This window comes from Streptomyces sp. NPDC040545 (genome assembly GCF_055595065.1).
This window is the reverse complement of record NZ_JBVIWA010000043.1, coordinates 1-12,517: the sequence shown is the minus strand read 5'-3', so window position 1 is coordinate 12,517 and position 12,517 is coordinate 1. Positions and strand designations below refer to the sequence as shown.

The window sequence follows — 12,517 nt, the reverse complement described above, 5'->3', positions numbered from 1 at the left end:
CCCGGTACGGATCAATTCCGGGCGTCTTCCCCCGGACCCGCTCGCCCGACGATCATCACTCAGAGTGCATGCTCCACGGAAAGTGAGCCAGAACCCGAGTTTGAGCAGCGTTTGTTCATCAGCTTGGGAGGCGCTGAGGCCGGATTGAAGTCGAACACCAGCGAGCGGTGCCTGCTCTGATCGGTCCTGTCATGCGGGCGCCGGGCGGCCCTTGCGAGGCCGAAGACTCTGCCCCGTACAGTCGAATGCGGTCCGGGTCCGGAGCCACCATTCATGGTTCCGGACCCGGACCGCGTTCAGGGCGCGACGCCAGGTGCCCGTCGGGGGAGGACCAGGCAGGCGCGGCCTTGCGTGCCGGTCGATAGCCCCGCGTGTCAGCGGGACAGGAGCCCGAAGATCAGGCTGCCCGGGGCTTCCAGATCGTGGGAGTAGAAGAACTCCCTGACCGCGCGGATGAACTCTTGCCGGCTGATGGCTCCGTCGCCGTCGGTGTCCAGCTGCGCGAAGGTGTCCATGGCGGCGGGATCGGTGATGTTCCAGACGTCCAGGTACTTCTTGAACTCGGCCTTGCTGATGGTGTTGTCGCCGTCGGTGTCCATGATGTCGAAGATGGCGTGTGGAATGCCCTCGACCATGTTGAAGCGGCTGGTGTCCATGCTCGCGGTGCGGAGGGCGAGAAGGTACTGCTCCTTGGAGAGGCGGTCGACGCCGTTCGCGTGGCGCAGCAGCTCGGACCACTGCATCTGGTACGCCATCAACAGCGCAAGCCCCCGACGATCGTTCTTGGTGATCTTGTAGGTGCTCAGGTAGCGGTCGACGAGGCGCTGGTAGTCGCTCCAGTCGACGTAGCCGTCGCCGTCGGTGTCGGTGATGTCGAACATCTGGTTCAGCTTGATGGTGATCGGGTCAGTGGTGGCGGTAGCCATGATCGCCCTTTCGCGGGAGGGATGTGGCGGGCGCGTCGACGGGCCCGCCCCGAGACTAGGTGTCAGATCGCCACTAAAGGGACTTAAAAGCCCATGTCGGGAGCAAGATCGCTCGATGATGCGAACCCTCTTCCTGGCCGGTGTGACCTCGGGCGGATCGGGTATCACATCGCGTTCCTACGCTGGCTGTCGTTTGCCGACGACATTCGAACGGTGCCCCCCGACCCGCGCCGCTCGAAGCCGTGAACATCTGCTGTCCGTTCTCATGAACAAAGCCAGTTGGCATTGTTTACGGGTTTCGGCAGCTCTTGTTCATGAGTTTGGGCGGCGGGTGGCGGGGAGCATGTTCGATGTTCATGAGAAGCGACAGCACCTGCCGAGCGGGGTACCCCGGGCGCAGACGGCGGGTGCCCCGCAGTCTGGGCGACTGCGGGGCACCCGGGTTGGCCGAGGCCGTTCTTACTGGGGAGACACCTCGGTCTTCGGCTTGCTGGAGTGCCACTCGTGGACGACGAAGCGGAAGTCCTTGAGGTCGCCCTTCGCGTCGAAGCTCAGAGTGCCGGCCGGAGTCCTGAAGGGTCCGGAGTGGATCGCCTTGGCGACGCTTTCGGGGTCTGCGGAGCCGGCCGCCTGGATGCCCTGGGCGATCAGTTCGACCGCGGAGTAGGAGGTGAAGATGTAGGGGCCGCTGGCGTCCTTCCCGTCGGCCTTGATCGCATCGACGATGGCCTTGTTCTCAGGGTCCGCTTCGAATGACTTGGGGACGGTGACCAGCACACCTTCTGACGCGCTCTGAGCGATCTGGGAGACGGAGTCGTTGGCGCACGCCTCTGCGGCCATGAAACGGGCCTTGAGGCCCTTGTCCTGGGCCTGGCGCAGGATGAGGCCGAGCTCGGGGTGATAGCCGCCCCAGTAGACGAACTCGATGTTGTTCTGCTGCAGCTTCTCGATGACCGAGGAGAAGTCCTTGTCACCGGCGTTGACGCCCTCGAAGACGGCCACCTGCACGCCCTTGGACTCCAGCGTCTGCTTGACGGCGGTGGCCAGGCCCTCGCCGTACTGCTGCTTGTCGTGGAGGACCGCGACGGCCTTCGGCTTCACGTGGTCGGCGATGTACCTGCCGGCCGTCGGACCCTGTTCACTGTCGAGGCCGACCGTGCGGAAGATGAGCTGGTAGCTGCGGGCGGTGATCTCGGGGGCGGTGGCAGCGGGCGCAATCATGACGACCCCCTCGTCCTCATAGATGTCCGAGGCCGGCTGAGTGGAGGACGAGGTGATGTGGCCGATCACGAACTTCACGCCGTCGTTGACGACCTTGTTGGCCACGGCGACTGCCTGCCTCGGGTCGGCGGCGTCGTCGTACTCCCTGGCCTCCAGCATCCTGCCGTCCACGCCGCCACGGGCGTTGATGTCCTTGATAGCCTGCTTGGCGCCGACGAACAGGTCGTCCCCGCACCGGGCCAACGGACCGGTCTTCGGACCGGCAATTGCGATCTTGATCGTGTCAGCCACTACTTCTCCCCTTGAGACGGATGGTCAGCCCGCTACCGGACACAGGCGGTGACTTCAGCACTGAGGCCGCTCACCGATCCCGGCCGCAGTCCACCGTCATGATCAACCAACGGTCCGGCGACATGCCGCGCACTCACCACGTCCACTCGAACGGGTGAGTGGGTGCTGTTTTGGGTGCGAGCCTGGCTGACGGCGCACGGCTGCAGGTGACAGATCAGGCGCCCCCTCTCATGAACATTTCGAATCTCCTCCCAGCCCACGTGACTCCCAGAGAGGCGTACAAGTGCTGCCTCTTTTCGTGAACAGAGCCAGCCGGCTTCTGCCCCGCAGCACGGCAGCAGCCGGGTTCGGGCTGCGGCATCCGCCGGAACCTCCACGGCCCAGGCCACGGCGTTCTACCGTTGCTGGTAGCACCCGCCGCCAGGAGGAGCCGATGAGCGCCCAGCCCGACCACACCCCCGCCGCCCCGTACGCGCCCGCGCCCGGGGCTCCGGCCGAACTCCTCGCCCAGCTCCGGGCCGACCGTCGCGCCGAGCAGTGGGTGCCGGCCTTCGAGCGTGAGTGGGCGGCCGCGCTGGAGGAGTCGCGCCGGACGTTCTCCCTGAACACCCTCTACGAGGTCGTCCACGTCTGGCAGGCCCGACTCGTCTCCGCCCCCGCGGTCGACGCGTTCACCGCTTCCGGCCACGACGAGAGCGGATTCGTGGACATGGCCGAGCTCCGCGGCCGGCGGCGCCGGTGAGCCTGCCCCCCCTACGCGGTCCGCCTCTCGACGCCGGCCGCGAAGGTCCTCATCGAGCTCCCCGAGCACGCCGAAGAGACGGTGTGGGACCTGCTCGACGCCGCCGCGGCCGATCCGTGGGGCTTCCGCCAGTGGGACCCCGCCGACCATGAGGGCGAAGACGTCCGGATCGCGTCCGCCGGCCGGCTGTCCGTCATCTACTTCGCCAACCGTGCGCTGCGGCACCTGTCCGTCCTGGACATCGTCTGGCTCGGCTAACCCGTGCAGATGCGCTCCGCCCCGCCGCCGGACCGGACGCCGTTGCCGTCCGGCGACGGCGCAGGGTCTCCGCAGCGTGCCGACGGCGGAACTGGGCAGTGATGGCGGCACTGTCCGCAGTGGTGGTCACGTCAGTCCTGGGCATACCAAGAAGGGGGTATAGCCGATCGGTTGCCCGAACGCAGGTTCGCGTGAAAGAACCCATCGCGCACCGCTTCCGGTACCCCGATGGAGATCGCCTAAGTGCCTGACCAGGTGCCTGCGCGGGCGGCAGTAGTGCCCAATACGGTCTAGCTTGCCGGGCGCCTGGTATACCACCGCATCCTCTGGCCTGGGCGCATTGATGCCGCGACACGCGGAGCCGCGTAAATCCGTCAGCACCCAAGATTTAGTGGTTGGAAGGCCGTCGCCACCCAGGAGTTGTGGTCCTCGGGTCTTCCGGGGCGGCCGGCATCTCGTAGAGTGGTGGCTGCTTCACCAGCTCCTTCCCGAACCTCCGCCGGCAACCGCCGTGCGGAGAGCCTGTGCGCGAGTCCAGGCGGTCTTCAAGGGAGTTGGAGGGGCAGCAATTGACGAACACGGTGGAACACGAGAAGCGACGCGAACGGCGGCTGATGGTTCTTCAGGCGCTGGTCGACTGGTCGACTGTGGTGCCGCTGATCGTCAAGGCGGTGACGTGGCTGGTGGAGAACGTCGGATGACGACGTGGTGGGACCGGACGGACGGCAGGCTCAGCAATGAGCCCGGCCGCGTGTTAGTCGGCCGGGCTCATTAGCACCACCGTCACCTTGCAGAGGGCTTGGTCCGGGTTGCACCCCGGATCAGGCCCTCCGCTGCACCCGCCACTGAGGGCGGCGCTCGACGCGGTGGGCGGACCGCCCTGCTTCCGCAGCGGCAGCCTCTGGCAGTGTCCGGCAAGCGTCAGGCGCTTACGCGGCAACCCCACCGTAGCGCACTGCTCTGGGTACTGGACCCTGGCGCATCTGTACACCCATCCATGCGGTGCATGCAGCTCCGTGAACCGGTTCACGGTCCCGGGGATCCGTGAGTCGACTCACGGACCCCCTTCGCCTGGCAGGTGTCTTTCTCGGCTCGACGTCGGTGGTCAGCCGGTTCATGTCCGGGTGACGGTGGTGGGGTCGGCGTGCCACTCGCGTCCGCCGTGTTCGGGGGAGATGAACGCGACCGGGCGCTGAGCGCGGGCGTAGGGCGGGTCGGAGGGGTCTTCCCCTGCGGGGCAGAGGAAAAAGCCCCGGGCTAGGGGTCTTGCGTCTCCGGGTCGAAAAAGCCGTACAATTCTTTTTCCATTTCTGCCTTGAGTTCGGTAAGCCGGTAAAGAAGAAACTGTTCCTTATCGGACAGCGAGCCGCCAGATTTGATTGTTTCCATCAGCCCGGTGATGTTCTCAGTCAGAGCACCCACGCAGATGGCGGCTGCTTCGTTGAAGCCCTCGGTAAAGATGCCTGCACGACGCTCCTCGGCTCGTGCCTGCTGGTCGAGTATTACTTCGCGCCCCAATTTGAGCGTGGCTTCTTTCCAGTCCGGCATGCTGCCCCCTCGTCGTACGCGTTGATCAACGTTACCGCTCCGCCCATGAGTTGGCCGCGTACTCACAGCAGGCTGCCTCACGTCCGTCCTGGACATCGTCTGGCTCGGCTAGCGATCACGCCTCGCCCCCGCACCACTGCGTGTGGAGCCGCCAAGGCTGGGAGGGAGTTCCGTCGGGTTCCAGGCCGTCGGGCCACAGTTGCATGTACCACCTTTCGGTATCTGGGTGGCGCAGCTCGTTGATGGCGTCGATGCCACCTCTGTCGCCCGCATCGGCGGCTTGCCTAGCAGCAGCCTCCGCGCCTGGCTTGTTGCCAGCAACCTCCTGCGTTCGTGCGCGGCTGACCAGGACATGGGTGTAGCCCGCATCCAGAGCCAATTGGTTCAGTTGTTCGGCCCCTGCGTGGTCACCGGCTTTCTCCAAGAGGAAGGCCAGTCCCGCGAGCGCATTGAGTTGTGCTGTCCCGAACGCGAGACTCTGATGGGCTGTCCGCAAGGCCTCAGCATGCATGCCGGAGTTGTAACGCATTCGACTAAGGCTGTGAAAAGCATTGAGCGCACCTGCTGCGGCCGCCTGGTGTGTGTACTCGTCGGCCTCTCTTTGGTTTCCGGCTCGTTCGTGAGTGCGGGCGAGACCCAGTAGGGCATCAGCGCTGCCGGCTGACGCAGCTTTGCGGAAGAGAGCGGCGGCGCCGCTCTCGTTTCCGGCTTCTTCCTGCATCTTGCCAAGGTCGGTGAGGCCGTCCGGGTCGCCGGCATCGGCGGCCTGTTGGTACCCTCGTGAGCCTTGGCTTGATCGCCGTTACGCCGGAGCAGCGAGCCCAAGCACCTGAGAGCCAGGGTGCTGCCGGCCGCAGCGGCTTGGAGATAGATAGCGCGTTGCTTCTCGAAGTCTTTGTTCCGGTGGGCAAACCAGAGTGCTGCCCTGTCATCGCCGGACGCAGCAGCTCGCATGGCGACGGACATGGCCTCGTCGACGTTGCCGAACTGGTCGAGGAGGTCAGCTAGAGCGGTCATTCCGTCCGTGTCACCGGCTTCGGCGGCTTGATGTAGCAGTGGTTCTGCGTTCCAGGGGTCGCCCATGGTGTGGTGTAGGCGCCCCAGCCGTGCTAGGGCCACAGGGTTGGAGTCGTCTGCTGCCTTCTTCCACAGCAGGTAGGCGTAGCGGATTCGGCACCTGTCATGGGCGGCTTGACCCAGGGCGGTCAAATCCGAGGCTGCGGCCAGGTGCTGATGGGCAGCTGTCCAGAAGGAGGCCGGCGGACAGAGCAGTCGGCGCTGGTGGCTGCCGTGCTGTTCGAGGTAGTCCGCCAGCCTGTAGCTCGTTGGCAACGGGGCAGCCTCACGACTGTCGGGACGCGGCCGGATTCGTCGGAGGGGTGCGAGGTTGCCGTGGACGGGAGTGCTGGCGTCGGCGATGGCCTGTTCGAGCCAGTTATCCGTGAGCAGGTCGTATTGGTCGTCGGTGAGGTAGTCGACCGCCGCGTCTTCAAGGAAAGCCAAGGGGAGGTGCAAGCCGACGCCCAGACGGCGGGCGTCCATGGCGGCGTGTAAGAGAGCACGCGCCGGCGGAAGCGCGATCTCGTACCGGTTGAGGAGCTCTGGTGCCCCGGCCAGGTACTGGGTCAGCCTCCCGTCTCTTGCGTGCTCCAGGGCATGTGCGAGCTGACGGTCACCTGCACTTGCCAGCACTCTGGTGGCGTCGGTCGCGGCTATGTCGAAGGATTCGGGGAGTGTGATCCATCTGCCGGCGAGTAGCTCCCGCACCTGTGCGTGCGGGTCAGCCTGTCCAGGTTCGGGCAGTGCGGCGAAGGCTGAGGCGTACTGGGGCCAGAGCGTTCCCAGGACCAGCACCGGGCCGCGATCGGGGTCGGTCAAGAGTGAGCGGATCGCAGCGGCGATCCGCTCGCCGAGGCCCTGGCCGGCACCGAGGTAGTGCTGGGCTTCGTTCAGCCACACCACCGTCCGGGGCCCTACACGCTCAAGGGCGGCCATGGCTGCTTCGGCACGGGTGGGATCGAAGGGATGCCACAACCGCCAGCCCAACGGCGCCAGCGCCTGCACAGCCTCCCAGCACGTACGGGTCTTGCCCGTTGAAGAGGAACCGACCAGCACTGCCATCTGACTGGCACCGTCTGCGGCGGCGGCGACGATGTCGGCCAGCTTCGCGTCGTGCGCCCGCACAACGTAGCCCGGTAGCAGGATTACCTGTTCCTCGTCTCGGGTTGCGGGATGTATGTCCACGGATGGGTGGACCTCCAGCATCAGCGGGTCCCACGCTGCGATCGGTTTCCCCAGCACGCCCGCGGGCTCCGGTGTAGTGCCTGATGCGGCCGCCAGCAGATCCAGAAGGGACCGAACCTCCCTGCCCAGACCAACGGCCCGGGCCACGGCAGCCACGGTCCGTTCCGATGGCGCAGACGCAGCGTCGCTCAGGGCCCGGTTGACAGAGGTGCGCCCCAAACCAGCGCGACGCGCCAACTGCGTCTGCGTACCTCCTTGTGCTGCAAGCCCTGCTCTGAGCCGCGCCCTCAGTTCCGCCAACGCCGCTGCACCAGCCCCTTCAATCTCCGACGTCACGGTGTCCTCGCCCTAGACCTTTCTGCTGTTCGTCCTTGTTCATCTTCGGCCGCTTGTACCACGGCGAACAGGTACTTCGAGAGATTCGATCCCACACCCGACACCGTTGGAAAGGGAACCGACCTCATGTCCGACCACACCGCCCTCGTACTGCTTGCCGCCGCAATGACTTCTATGGTTGCCGCTGCCACGGGCGCGGGGGCTGGATACCTGGCTCGCCGGGATGGGGCGACCTACTCGGCCGCCGTGAACCGTGCAGCGATCGCCTTCGCCACGACCTTGACGTTGGCCGCGGTTGTTGCCACCGCCTTGGAAGCCCTCGTCGACTGAGCAACCTGCCGTGGCTCCCGCTATGGCTCCTGCTCCTGCCGCGGGTGCTGCTATGTCGGCCAGGGTGCGCTGGCCGAGCGCATGGGCTCGGCGCACGACCCTGGGGTGCCCCGCCTGCCGGGCGGGTACCCGTGCCCGCCGCTCCGAGCACGGGGGCGAGATCACCCCGGTACTGGAGTGGCACACGGGCGGCGGCCTGCGCTGCGCGCAGCTCGCGCGCGGCAGGACGGCAGGCGCGTAGGAGACCTCCGACCGCGCCGCGTGCGCCGAAGGGGCGGTTCGTCGGCGGGGACCGCCCCTGTCGCGGCTGCGAAGCGGGGCGCGCTGGGCGGGGGTCGGGGTGCCGCGGCCTACACCTTGTCGGAGGCCGCGGCGGCCTCCGACAGGTCCATCTTGCAGATCTTGCGGACCTGCTCGCGGCTCCATCCCGTCTCCTCGGTGATCTGCTGTTGCCAGCCCCGTTGGTCGCCGTGTTCGGCGGCCAGACGCTGTACCTCGGCGTAGAGGGCGAGGAGGGCCCGGCGTTCGGCGGCGCGGGCCTTCCCGAGTGCGCGGATGTGCTGTTGCAGTGGGGCGGTGTCCATGGGTCCATCCTGCCACAAAAAGCCAACTGAAGTTGGCCTACTTCGATTGGCCTAAGGAGGTTTGACATGCCAACTGGAGTTGGCCAACCTAAGTGTGTCAACACGAGTTGGCGTTGCGTACGGGAGGGTGCCGCCACAGCACATCGCCCGCGCCGACGAACGCTGCGCCCGGGGCAACTTCCGCACCTTCGCCCAGATCACCGCCCATATCATCGACGCCGTCCTGACCGACCCCCTCGCGCACTCCGGCAGCGCCTTGGTCGAGGCGGCATGCCGCCGACTCGGAGGCACCTGAGCCGCCCGCCCGGAACGCCCTGGAGTCTCGCGGCCCGCGCCCGTGGTGGCGGGAGGTGCGTTCCCGCTCGGTGTCGGGGCGGAGCAACCGTGATCACCATCACCCGAGACAGTGAAACATTACGCATCACTGATGCGTTTTCCGCATCAATTGGGTTAGGGTTGCATCATGGTGATGGGTGTTGAGGAACTCCTCAGGCTCACGGTCGCTGCGTTGATGACGCGTGCCGGTGAGCGTCAGAACGTTGTCGCCGAGGCCCTCGGCCTGTCGCAGGCGCAGGTCTCCCGCAAGCAGGCCGGTCGTCAGCACTGGTCCTTGGAGGACGTCGACGGCCTGGCCGCCCACTTCGGCTTGCACGTCCTGGACCTGCTGGCCGGCCCCACCCACGCGGTCGGTGTACTCCACGGCTCGATCCCCGCCCTGCGCCCCTTCGACGTCGCCGCCACGCCCCTGGCCGCGCAACTGCCGCTCCCCGCTGTCCAGCTCCCCGCCCAGCCCCCGCAGACGGCCACCCCGCGGCCGCCCGCGCCGGAGGCGCCCTCCCCGCCAGCGGCCGCGCCTGCGGTGTCGTGTGTGCTGTGCGGGCAGCCGTGCAGTGAGGAGGTCGACGGGTTCCCGCAGCACCTGAGCGCCGAGGAGTGCGCGGCTGCCATCGCCGCCGCAGCCCCAGCCCCGACGGCACCCGCACCCGTTCCGCAGCAGCTCCCCGCCGATCCCCCTACTCCCGCGCCCGCGCCGGAAGCGGCGTCAGAGGCCTCGACGGAGGCCGAGCTCGCCGCTGCTCCCGCCGATCCGGCCCCGGCTGCGCCGCTCCCGGCGGAGCCCGTCGTACAGCAGGTCCAGCCCGAGCCGTCACTCCCTGCGCCTTCGGCCCCGGCCCCGGATCCTGCGGCCGCTGCGCGCCCTCGGAGTCCGCGTACGTACGCGTCCGGGACGCTGACCGACCAGATTGCCGGCAACGTCCATGCCGCTCTGCAGGAGTGCGAGGGTGACGTGGAGGCCGCGCAGGCCGCGCTGATCAAGGCGGCGATCCCGGACGTCATGAAGCTGTTCAAGGAGTCGCGGGTCGGGGGCCGGTATGAGCACTCGGAGTTCCCGCCGACCGCCGATGTCCTGCGCAAGCGCTCGCAGAAGGGCGCGGACGAGATCTGGGAGGGGCGCCCGAAGTGGCGGAACCCCCACGTCTTCCAGGCGGCCAGGAAGGGCGAGACCTTCGAGGTGACGGCCCTGGACATGAACGCCGCCTACCTGTCGGCGTTCAAGTGCTGGCTGCCTATCGGCCAGCTCCGCGAGACCACCAGCGGCGTCCACGACAGGAAGAAGGCCGGCGTCCACCTCATCACCCCCGCCGAGTGGGACCACACCGACCTCCCGAACCCGCTCGGCAACCGGATGGAGCCGGGCGAGTTGTGGGTCACCGAGTCCACCCTCCGCCTCCTCCTCGACTGCGCCCGCGACGACCTCGCCGACGCACCGGTAATTCACCGCTCCCTCGTCTCCGGCGGCACCGAAGTCCTCTTGGAAAAACTCCGCCGCGCCCTGGCCGAGGTCCGGAAAACCGCCCTCTCCGAGGGGGACGAACTGACCGTCAACTACGTGAAATCCATGTACTCCAAGCTGGTTTCCACTCTGGGCGAGTCCACTGCGAATCGCGATATACGCCGCCCGGACTGGATGCACATCATGCGTGCGAAAGCCTTCGCGAATCTGTGGATGAAAGCCCATAAAATCCACAAGGCTGGACTTCAGGTCGTCGAGATTTCCGGCACTGATGAACTGCACGTGGTCGGTGATTGGCGGTCGGTGTTCTCCGAGGGCCGGGACCTGAACCAGGTGAAGGTGAAGCAGACGTACATTCTGGGGGGTAAGCGCTGATGGCCGGTTCCGAGGACCTGTGGGCCCGCTGGGGCGAGTGGCAGAGGCACGACGCCCGGGGCATGAAGGGCGGTGAGGCCCTGATCCTGGAGCTCAACCGGATCGTCCACTCGTCGGGCATCGTCTCGCCCGTCACGTCCCGTCGCGGCCTGGCGGCCCGCCTGCGCTATCTGGACTCCGCGGCCGGCCGTGAGGCGCTGGCCGAACGGGGCGTCACGGCCCGTACGGTGCGCTCCTGGATGCGCGGCAAGGCCACCCCCTCCCCGGCGAACCGCGAACGGATCGATGCGGCGTACTGGTGGCGCCGGCGGGAGAACCTGATCCGCTCCGGCTGGCTGGTCCGCCACCTCGACAACGACGGCCGGGGCCGCCGCATGGAGATCTACCCCGTCGACCAGAGCCACGTCGACGCCAAGTACGCCCGCCCCCTGAACGACCGCTCCATCACCGTCCGGTACATCTGGCCCGACCTCGTCCAGGCCTGGGCCGCCCGCGACGAGGCGATGGTGGACGAGATCTGGGACGACGTAATTACGGATCTGGATTCCGACTACGCCGCTTACGCGTACGTCTCTGCCGTGGGGATCGGAGCCTGACAGCACCCCGACTTGTGCGGTGTCGGCGAGCCCTGGCGGAGCCGTGTGCGCCACAGGGGACCTTTTCAGAAGGCCGGCACGCTATGACCGACATGCACCCCGCCGACATCTAACGAGGGATGCTGCTCGGTCAAGGGCAGTACGACTTCGTGTTGATCTGTACTGCCAGCAGGGTGCCCACCAATCCGTATGGGCCCGTCATCGCCGAATTAGGGGCGATGCAGTACTGCCGTCCTGTGCTGGTTCTGATGCGCACTATGTCGTCATTGCGCGTGTTGAAGATGGAGAAGTTGTTGACTCGTCGTGGGTACTGCCACTGGTTCTCGTATCCGGTCAGAGTCTGGATGTTTCCGTAGCCGACACTGACTGTGTCGTAGACGCAGACGTAGGGATACGGGCAGCGGTATCCCGGGTTGGCAGGCGCTGCCTGCGCGGTGGGAATGGCAACAATCGGCCCAAGAAGCGCCACAGTTGCCAATCCGATAGTTGCTACACGTCGAGAGAACGATCGCATGACAGCCTCCAGCTCGTCAGATGAATGTTCTGTGCTGCAGGAGACCCTTACTCCGGAGCAGAGTCAGTTGAAATCGACACCAACTAGGGATCGTTGGCATTCGGCCTCTCCCGTCATACTGCGCCCGAGTCGTAAGCTACGCATCTGTTGGAGAGAAGGAACTGGTCACGCGGCCCATGACCGCCATGTCCAGCACCGGGCCATGCATGGCGCTCTACACCACGCGCAGTGCCAGATTGGTATGTGGGCGATTTGACGGCGGGTTAGAGGGTTGTCTTTTCGGTATTGAGCCAGATGGTGTTTCGGTTTTGGTATCTGGCGTTGGGGTGGTTTGTGTGGGTCGGGAATTGGTGATTTCCCTTTTGGTAGCGATCTTTTGGTGTAGACCACTGACTGCTACTGGTCCGGGGTCGTTGTTACGTTCTGTAGTGTGTCGGGGGATGGGCCGACACTCCGCAGGACCGTGTGCATACTGCTACTGAGAGGGAGCGCGCAGCGCGAGCGGTAAGACCTCGGCCTCGCAGGGGCCACACCCCGATATTCGGTCCTGAGACACCGTTACAGGCAATCTGACATCCCATCAAAAGCCCTCTGACCTGCTTCAATTAAGCTGAAGAACCCCGCGGCAGACCCTCCCTCCGTTGCCAGCCGGCCACCGCGGACCCGCGGTCCCCGAACAACCGGGACCACCCCGCCATCACCGCAGGTGATGGCCCATCGGGCCACACTCCACCCGGCGTCGCGCAGCGACGCAGCC

At 66.4% G+C, this 12,517-nt stretch carries 13 protein-coding genes and 1 pseudogene; 7 read left to right on the top strand and 7 right to left on the bottom strand.

Translation table 11 applies throughout. The annotated features are described in order from the left end of the window. Positions 1-374: 374 nt before the first annotated feature. Together ACZ573_RS38035 and ACZ573_RS38030 are read right to left on the bottom strand one after the other, a co-directional pair. Complete coding sequence (locus tag ACZ573_RS38035; RefSeq protein WP_471313435.1) at positions 375-926, bottom strand: EF-hand domain-containing protein; 552 nt, start codon at positions 924-926, stop codon at positions 375-377. Positions 927-1,385: 459 nt separating this feature from the next. Further along, positions 1,386-2,438, bottom strand: a complete 1,053-nt coding sequence (locus ACZ573_RS38030) for a high-affinity branched-chain amino acid ABC transporter substrate-binding protein (protein WP_471313432.1) — start codon at positions 2,436-2,438, stop codon at positions 1,386-1,388. A 433-nt stretch (positions 2,439-2,871) separates the two neighbouring features. Between ACZ573_RS38030 and ACZ573_RS38025 the strand changes: the two genes are divergently transcribed. From ACZ573_RS38025 to ACZ573_RS38015, 3 genes are all read left to right on the top strand, one after another. Beyond that, the gene (locus ACZ573_RS38025; RefSeq protein ID WP_471313429.1) at positions 2,872-3,180 is read left to right on the top strand and encodes a DUF6247 family protein; all 309 of its coding nucleotides are present in this window, start codon (positions 2,872-2,874) and stop codon (positions 3,178-3,180) included. A gap of 81 nt (positions 3,181-3,261) precedes the next feature. Then, a complete protein-coding gene (locus ACZ573_RS38020; RefSeq protein ID WP_471313426.1) occupies positions 3,262-3,438 on the top strand; it encodes a hypothetical protein in 177 nt (58 codons plus the stop codon). A gap of 569 nt (positions 3,439-4,007) precedes the next feature. Then, complete coding sequence (locus ACZ573_RS38015) at positions 4,008-4,139, top strand: hypothetical protein (RefSeq protein WP_471313423.1); 132 nt, start codon at positions 4,008-4,010, stop codon at positions 4,137-4,139. 556 nt (positions 4,140-4,695) lie between these two features. Here ACZ573_RS38015 and ACZ573_RS38010 read toward each other — a convergent pair. The 3 genes and pseudogenes from ACZ573_RS38010 to ACZ573_RS38000 all read right to left on the bottom strand — a co-directional run. Further along, positions 4,696-4,986: a hypothetical protein gene (locus tag ACZ573_RS38010; protein WP_471313421.1), complete on the bottom strand. Its 291-nt coding sequence runs from the start codon at positions 4,984-4,986 to the stop codon at positions 4,696-4,698. A gap of 384 nt (positions 4,987-5,370) precedes the next feature. Further along, positions 5,371-7,386, bottom strand: a complete 2,016-nt coding sequence (locus ACZ573_RS38005) for a tetratricopeptide repeat protein (protein ID WP_471313437.1) — start codon at positions 7,384-7,386, stop codon at positions 5,371-5,373. A 30-nt stretch (positions 7,387-7,416) separates the two neighbouring features. After that, a pseudogene (locus ACZ573_RS38000) lies at positions 7,417-7,566 on the bottom strand (hypothetical protein); the annotation flags it as partial. Between the two features lie 126 nt (positions 7,567-7,692). On the opposite strand from ACZ573_RS38000, the gene ACZ573_RS37995 reads away from it, so the two are divergent. Next, positions 7,693-7,896, top strand: a complete 204-nt coding sequence (locus ACZ573_RS37995; protein ID WP_471313418.1) for a hypothetical protein — start codon at positions 7,693-7,695, stop codon at positions 7,894-7,896. Between the two features lie 350 nt (positions 7,897-8,246). Here ACZ573_RS37995 and ACZ573_RS37990 read toward each other — a convergent pair whose 3' ends face one another. Continuing rightward, complete coding sequence (locus tag ACZ573_RS37990) at positions 8,247-8,480, bottom strand: hypothetical protein (protein ID WP_471313415.1); 234 nt, start codon at positions 8,478-8,480, stop codon at positions 8,247-8,249. 127 nt (positions 8,481-8,607) lie between these two features. On the opposite strand from ACZ573_RS37990, the gene ACZ573_RS37985 reads away from it, so the two are divergent. From ACZ573_RS37985 to ACZ573_RS37975, 3 genes are all read left to right on the top strand, one after another. Next, the gene (locus tag ACZ573_RS37985) at positions 8,608-8,775 is read left to right on the top strand and encodes a hypothetical protein (protein ID WP_471313412.1); all 168 of its coding nucleotides are present in this window, start codon (positions 8,608-8,610) and stop codon (positions 8,773-8,775) included. A 168-nt stretch (positions 8,776-8,943) separates the two neighbouring features. Next, positions 8,944-10,650: a helix-turn-helix domain-containing protein gene (locus ACZ573_RS37980; protein ID WP_471313409.1), complete on the top strand. Its 1,707-nt coding sequence runs from the start codon at positions 8,944-8,946 to the stop codon at positions 10,648-10,650. Further along, entirely contained in the window at positions 10,650-11,246 is a 597-nt protein-coding gene (locus ACZ573_RS37975; RefSeq protein WP_471313404.1) for a helix-turn-helix domain-containing protein, read from the top strand. The genes ACZ573_RS37980 and ACZ573_RS37975 overlap by 1 nt, the downstream gene beginning before the upstream one ends. 130 nt (positions 11,247-11,376) lie before the next feature. On the opposite strand, the gene ACZ573_RS37970 is transcribed toward ACZ573_RS37975, so the two are convergent. Further along, entirely contained in the window at positions 11,377-11,760 is a 384-nt protein-coding gene (locus ACZ573_RS37970) for a hypothetical protein (protein ID WP_468770931.1), read from the bottom strand. Positions 11,761-12,517: the final 757 nt, after the last annotated feature.

What these genes read in the sequence shown, in the direction of transcription:
- ACZ573_RS38035 (WP_471313435.1), bottom strand. Translation starts at nt 926, where the DNA reads ATGGCTACCGCCACCACTGACCCGATCACCATCAAGCTGAACCAGATG.
- ACZ573_RS38025 (WP_471313429.1), top strand. Translation starts at nt 2,872, where the DNA reads ATGAGCGCCCAGCCCGACCACACCCCCGCCGCCCCGTACGCGCCCGCG.
- ACZ573_RS38010 (WP_471313421.1), bottom strand. Translation starts at nt 4,986, where the DNA reads ATGCCGGACTGGAAAGAAGCCACGCTCAAATTGGGGCGCGAAGTAATA.
- ACZ573_RS37995 (WP_471313418.1), top strand. Translation starts at nt 7,693, where the DNA reads ATGTCCGACCACACCGCCCTCGTACTGCTTGCCGCCGCAATGACTTCT.
- ACZ573_RS37990 (WP_471313415.1), bottom strand. Translation starts at nt 8,480, where the DNA reads ATGGACACCGCCCCACTGCAACAGCACATCCGCGCACTCGGGAAGGCC.
- ACZ573_RS37980 (WP_471313409.1), top strand. Translation starts at nt 8,944, where the DNA reads ATGGTGATGGGTGTTGAGGAACTCCTCAGGCTCACGGTCGCTGCGTTG.
- ACZ573_RS37975 (WP_471313404.1), top strand. Translation starts at nt 10,650, where the DNA reads ATGGCCGGTTCCGAGGACCTGTGGGCCCGCTGGGGCGAGTGGCAGAGG.
- ACZ573_RS37970 (WP_468770931.1), bottom strand. Translation starts at nt 11,760, where the DNA reads ATGCGATCGTTCTCTCGACGTGTAGCAACTATCGGATTGGCAACTGTG.